This is a genomic window from Thiohalocapsa sp., assembly GCF_019695415.1.
Classification (GTDB): domain Bacteria; phylum Pseudomonadota; class Gammaproteobacteria; order Chromatiales; family Chromatiaceae; genus Thiohalocapsa.
This window is the reverse complement of record NZ_JAIFKJ010000519.1, coordinates 1-4,939: the sequence shown is the minus strand read 5'-3', so window position 1 is coordinate 4,939 and position 4,939 is coordinate 1. Positions and strand designations below refer to the sequence as shown.

At 67.7% G+C, this 4,939-nt stretch carries 6 protein-coding genes; 4 read left to right on the top strand and 2 right to left on the bottom strand.

Going from position 1 to position 4,939, the window contains the following annotated elements; genetic code table 11:
• Both hemF and aqpZ read right to left on the bottom strand, forming a co-directional pair.
• A partial coding sequence (gene hemF, locus I6U14_RS14470; RefSeq protein ID WP_296900222.1) for an oxygen-dependent coproporphyrinogen oxidase occupies positions 1-698 on the bottom strand: 698 nt, incomplete at its 3' end.
• A gap of 185 nt (positions 699-883) precedes the next feature.
• Positions 884-1,633 (bottom strand): aquaporin Z, encoded by a 750-nt coding sequence (gene aqpZ / locus I6U14_RS14465; protein ID WP_296900221.1) that lies wholly within the window; start codon positions 1,631-1,633, stop codon positions 884-886.
• A gap of 255 nt (positions 1,634-1,888) precedes the next feature.
• Between aqpZ and I6U14_RS14460 the strand changes: the two genes are divergently transcribed.
• The 4 genes from I6U14_RS14460 (at position 1,889) to I6U14_RS14445 (ending at position 4,835) form a co-directional block, all read left to right on the top strand.
• Positions 1,889-2,524 (top strand): AAA family ATPase, encoded by a 636-nt coding sequence (locus I6U14_RS14460; protein WP_296900220.1) that lies wholly within the window; start codon positions 1,889-1,891, stop codon positions 2,522-2,524.
• Positions 2,525-2,591: 67 nt separating this feature from the next.
• The gene (locus tag I6U14_RS14455; protein WP_296900219.1) at positions 2,592-2,996 is read left to right on the top strand and encodes a hypothetical protein; all 405 of its coding nucleotides are present in this window, start codon (positions 2,592-2,594) and stop codon (positions 2,994-2,996) included.
• A 168-nt stretch (positions 2,997-3,164) separates the two neighbouring features.
• Positions 3,165-3,851 carry an HAD family hydrolase gene (locus I6U14_RS14450; protein ID WP_296900218.1) on the top strand — a complete coding sequence of 229 codons (687 nt, stop codon included), beginning with the start codon at positions 3,165-3,167 and terminating at the stop codon, positions 3,849-3,851.
• 66 nt (positions 3,852-3,917) lie between these two features.
• Positions 3,918-4,835 carry a LysR family transcriptional regulator gene (locus I6U14_RS14445; protein ID WP_296900217.1) on the top strand — a complete coding sequence of 306 codons (918 nt, stop codon included), beginning with the start codon at positions 3,918-3,920 and terminating at the stop codon, positions 4,833-4,835.
• Positions 4,836-4,939 lie beyond the last annotated feature (104 nt).

Sequence of the window (4,939 nt, the reverse complement as noted above, 5' to 3'; positions counted from 1 at the left end):
TAGAGCCCCTTGCGGCGGGCGACGATGGGGCGGTAGGCGGGGATGTAATGATCCGCGACGCTGCGCATGAAGGCGAAGCAGCGCGCGAAGCCCCAGGTGTTGAGATCATCGAAGAAGAGCCCGCCGACGCCGCGGGGCTCCTGGCGATGCTTGAGGTAGAAGTATTCGTCGCACCAGCGCTTGAGCCTGCCGTGCAGCTGGTCTGCTGTCTCTGCCTCGTCGCCGAAGCCTTCACAGGCGGCGCGGGCAGTGCGGTGCCAGTGGATCACGTCTTCGTCGTTGCCGTAATAGGGCGTGAGATCGAAGCCGCCGCCGAACCACCAGACCGCGGGCTCGCCCGGCTTCTCTGCGACGAAGAAGCGCACGTTCATGTGCGAGGTCGGCACGTACGGGTTCCAGGGGTGCATCACCAACGACACGCCCATCGCGCGGAAGCCGCGGCCGGCGAGCTCCGGGCGGGCCGCGGTGGCGGACGGCGGCAGGCGCTCGCCCTGGACGTCTGAAAAGTTGATGCCGCCCTTCTCGAACACTGCGCCGCCCTCCATGACCCTAGAGCGCCCACCGCCGCCGCCGGGCCTGTCCCAGGCGTCCTCACGGAACTCGGCCCCGCCGTCCTCGGTGGCGAGGTCATGGCAGATGCGGTCCTGCAGCGCCAGCAGGTAGGCGCGGACGGCGTCTGGATCTGGCTGGTCGGACATGCGTGGCTCCTGCGGGTGGTTCGTCGCGGTGAGCCGACCGCGGCGCCGCTGTGGTCGCCGGAGGGCTGAGTCGTATGTTATCGAAGCAGCGCTGCGGATGCGCCGGCGATGCCGGCGGCAATGCCCCGTTATTGGGGCCTGGGAGCGGTCTGGGGGCTTTCGCAGCCCCGCAGCCGCTTCTGCATTTAGGCGACCTTGCCGCCGAGCTTCTCGATTTCCGGCGGCTCGCCAGCAACGGCGAAGACCTTATAGATCACGCCCGCCAGCCCCGCACCGATGATGGGGGCCAGCCAGAACATCCAGAGCTGCCCCAGGGCCTGCCCATAGCCGCCGGTCATCAGCGCAATCGCAGGGCCGGTGCTGCGGGCCGGGTTTACGGAAGTGTTCGTCACGGGGATGCTGATGAGGTGGATCAGCGTCAGCGCGAGGCCGATGGCGATGCCGGCGGAAGCGGCCGGGGCGCGCTTATCCGTGGCGCCCAGAATGATGAGCAGAAACATCATGGTCATCACCACCTCGGTGACGAAGCCGGCAGCGAGTGTGTACTTACCCGGCGACAGCTCTCCATAGCCGTTGACGGCCAGCGCGTTGGCCGACAGCGAAAAGTCGGGCGCCCCGGCAGCAATGAACCAGATCAAGAAGGCCGCCAGTGTCGCGCCAATGACTTGCGCGATGATGTAGGCCGGCAGGTCCGACCACGCGAAGCGACCGCCCACCGCGAGCCCGACGGACACCGCCGGGTTAAGGTGGCAGCCGGAGATGTGGCCGATGGCGTAGACCATGGTGAGTACGGTGAGCCCGAAGGCGAAGGACACGCCGAGCAGGCCGATGCCGACCTCAGGGAACGCGGCAGCGAGCACGGCGCTGCCGCAGCCTCCGAGCACGAGCCAGAAGGTGCCGATCAGCTCGGCGGTTGAGCGTTGCATGAGTGTCATTGCGGTGACTTCCTGTGGTGTTGTGTGGGGAGCGGCCCTGCGGGCCGCAGGCTGTATAGACCGAAACCTCCGCAAGATCAACGCCAGGAATTGCTTTTCGCGTCAAGAAGTCCACCAATTGTAGGAAGGTCGCGCCCAACCCAAGGGTCAGTGAGGCCGCTGTCGGGCGTCACTGTCGCAGCCGCGCGTCGAGCGGACTCACCGCCTCGACAGGTTGGGTTGGATACTCGATACTCGGTAGGCATGAGGGGCCGCATGACAACCTTGAGCCTGATCGCGCAAAAGGGCGGCACGGGCAAGACCACGCTCGCCATCCACTTGGCGGTGCAGGCCCAGCGTGCCGGGCTCGAGGTCCTGCTGGTGGACACGGACCCGCAGGGCAGCGCCGGCGCCTGGTGGCAGCGGCGCCCGGCGGACGCGCCGGCGCTGGTGCAGGGGCAGGGGACGGAGCTCGCAGACATGCTGGACGAGGCCCGCCGTCGCGGCTTCGCGCTCGTTATCGTTGATACGGCCCCGCACAGCTCGGAGCAGTCCCGCGCCTGCGCTGAGGTGTCTGACGCGGTGCTGATCCCGACCCGTCCCGCGATCCTCGATCTGGACGCGATCGGCATTACCACCGCGCTCGTGGCTGACCTGAAGGTGCCGGCGCAGATCGTGCTGAACGCCTGCCCGCCACCCACCCGGGCGCAGGAGCCGCGCCTCGTGGCTGAAGCGCGGGAGGCGCTGACGGCCTACCCGGTGCCCGTGTGCCCCGTGGCCGTGAGCCAGCGTGCTGCTTACAGCCATGCGCTCATCGACGGCCGCGCGGTAATGGAGTTCGAAGCCCGGGGCAAGGCCGCCGCCGAGATCGAGGCGCTCTGGCAGGCGGTTCGGACGATGCTTCCGAATTGAGGGTGCACCAACCGGACGACCCGCCCCCTCGAGCCGAGCCTGCCGCCAAACCGCGGAGGACAATCCAATGACCGCCAGACGCGCCAAGCTGAGCCTCGATCCGAAGCGACACACCAAGGCCCCGCCGCCGCATGGCTTTGACGCGCCGGAGACTGCCTCTGCGGAGCAGTCGCAGGCGCCCGACGACGCTGCACCCGCCCTGGGCGCATCTGCGGGCGCTGGCGCGGCCCGGCGCAGGGCGGCGGGTTGGCAGGCCCATCGCCCGGTGCCGGCGGAGCCGTCGGCGGCGATGGCAGGGGCAGAAGCCTCTGGCGGGTCTCCTGCCGAGCGTGATGGGGCGATCGCCGCGCACGGCGCCGACACATGGCTCGCGCAGGCGACGGCGCTCTCCCGCCACCCGGCAGTACGGGCGCTCGCTGTGGGTGTGGTGACCGGGCTCTCGCTCTATCTGCTGCGCCGGCGGCTCTTCTGACGACTTCATCGCGCATAGCCAGTCGGCGTCGAGAACGCAGGCGCTCGAATACTGCATCCTCTGCGCAATGTGCGAGAATCCACGCGCTTTGCCAAGAACACAGCAGTGCCGCCGACGGCCCGGCGTTCAGGCCGTGGCTGCGCGTTGCGCCGGGTTGACGCATGCGCCATGTACACCAATGACCGTCTGCTGATCCTGGATGCCGACGGCACCACCATCGACGCCTTCAAGGCCATTGAGAAGACCTTTGCCCACCATGGGATGGACATCGGTCCGCTCGCCCGGTTTCAGAAGCGCCGTAACATTTTCAAGTACCTGGGCGGCCTTAAGGAGATGCCGCAGAACCTGCGCCAGCAGCTCGGCCGCGGCACCCGCGCCAAGATCGTGGAGACCCTGACGGAAGTGTATCGGGAGGAAGCGATCATGTTCGAGGGCATGGAGCGTCTGATCCGCCGCATCGCCGCCGAGCCGGACATTAAAGTGGGCATTGTGACTCGCAACATCACCAACAGCCCAGTGGAGACGCTGACTCGGCTCTTCGACCGCCACGGCATCGAGCCGGACCTGTTGGACTTCCTGGTGCACCTACCGCTGTCTGAGGACAAGCTGCCGTACTTCCGCCGCACCCGGGAAGAGTTCGAGATCAACCCTGCGCGAGCCTTCGCCTGTGGCGATGAGGCCAAGGACTTCCGCGCCGCCGTCAATACCGGCATGCATCCGTTTATGGTGTCCTATGGGTTTGAGGACTTCGACCGGCTGCATCTCAAGCACGAGATCCCGGCCGAAGTCATTTCCCGCACGCCGGACGAGCTCTCCTGGCGGGTGCTGCACGCCCTGGGTTTGGATGCGGATTGACGAACGCGGGGCCGGCAGTGCGGCCGAACCGGCGTCCGGGGCTCACCGGCACCGGAGCGCGCCAGCTTGAGCCGGCCAGAGATTGCCACTCTGGAGACCTTTGTCGCCGTCGTGGACCAGGGCGGCTTCAGCCGTGCCGCGGCACGGCTGGACACTACCGCAGGCGCCGTGAGCCGCCGGGTGGCGGGGCTGGAGCGCCACCTCGGCCTGAGACTCATCAACCGCACCACGCGCCAGTTGAGTCTCACCGAGGCCGGCGAGCATTACTACCGTGATGTCTGCGCCATCCTGCAGGCGCTAACGGATGCGGAGGACCGGGTCTCCCACCTGAGCGACGCACCCGCCGGCGAGCTGCGGGTGGCGGCACCGCTGTCGTTCGGCGTGCGGGCGCTGGCCCCGCTGCTGCCAGGCTTCCATGCCCGTTATCCGCAGCTGCATCTTATGTTGGACCTGGATGACCGGATGGTGGACATCGTCGCTTCCGGCGCGGATCTCGCGCTGCGCATTGGCTCCCTCATGGACTCGACGCTGGTGGCCCGGCGCATCGCGGCCTTCGAGCGCGTCTTCTGCGCGGCGCCCAGTTATCTCGACAGCCGCGGTCGCCCGCGCGCGCCGGCGGACCTGCGGGCTCACGCCTGCATGCGGTACAGCAATCTTGGGCTGCGGGAAGAATGGACGCTGCACCGCAGCGACGATCCGCGCGCAGCAGAGACGGTGGAGGTCTCGGGCCCACTTTGCGCCAACAATGGCGATCTACTGCGCCACGCGGCCATCGCCGGCATGGGTATCTGCTCCCTGCCGCGGTTCATCGTTGCCGACGATCTCGCGGTGGGCGCCCTCGAGTGCGTGCTAGACGACTGGCGGGCGCCGGCGCTGGTACTCTCCGCCGTGTGGCCCTCGCGGCGCTTCGTACCTGCCAAGGTTCGCGTCTTCGTTGACCACTTGGTGGAGCACCTGGGCGATGATCCTAAAGAGAGCAGTTGAACGCTTCAAAGGGTATGCAAATGGCTGTACCGGTTGCGATTCCTACAGGGGCTGCATGTCACCCACCGGGTGAGCGCCGCTACGGCCGCCATGGCACGCCCCGC

What these genes read in the sequence shown, in the direction of transcription:
- I6U14_RS14450 (WP_296900218.1), top strand. Translation starts at nt 3,165, where the DNA reads ATGTACACCAATGACCGTCTGCTGATCCTGGATGCCGACGGCACCACC.
- I6U14_RS14455 (WP_296900219.1), top strand. Translation starts at nt 2,592, where the DNA reads ATGACCGCCAGACGCGCCAAGCTGAGCCTCGATCCGAAGCGACACACC.
- I6U14_RS14460 (WP_296900220.1), top strand. Translation starts at nt 1,889, where the DNA reads ATGACAACCTTGAGCCTGATCGCGCAAAAGGGCGGCACGGGCAAGACC.
- aqpZ (WP_296900221.1), bottom strand. Translation starts at nt 1,633, where the DNA reads ATGACACTCATGCAACGCTCAACCGCCGAGCTGATCGGCACCTTCTGG.